Source organism: Streptomyces niveiscabiei (genome assembly GCF_001419795.1).
GTDB classification, from domain to species: domain Bacteria; phylum Actinomycetota; class Actinomycetes; order Streptomycetales; family Streptomycetaceae; genus Streptomyces; species Streptomyces niveiscabiei.
In genome coordinates, this window is sequence record NZ_LIRL01000228.1 from 1 (window position 1) to 287 (window position 287).

Below are 287 nucleotides of genomic sequence, written 5' to 3' on the forward strand. Positions count from 1 at the left end.
GCTTGGTGTCGGTGTCGGCGTCGGTGTGGGGCTCGGGGTCGGTGCGGGGAGCCAGCGGTTCGTGACCGTGCAGTCCAGGCCCGCCTGGGGGAGGTCGACCGGGAAGGAGACGGTGCGGGCGTCGGACGACGTGGGCCGGATCGTCGTACCGCCGCAGACCGCGCTGTCGAATCGCCAGGAGCCCTCGGGCGTGGCGGCGGGGAGGGACTCGGTGATCGTGTGGCGGCCGGTGGTCAGCTCGTGCCAGCTGAGGGCGACCGGGGTGTCCTCGGCGGTGGTGGTCGCCG

The 287-nt window shown here is 74.2% G+C and carries 1 pseudogene; it reads right to left on the reverse strand.

The window, feature by feature from the left end:
* Positions 1-287, reverse strand: a pseudogene (locus AOK24_RS48455) (hypothetical protein); the annotation flags it as partial.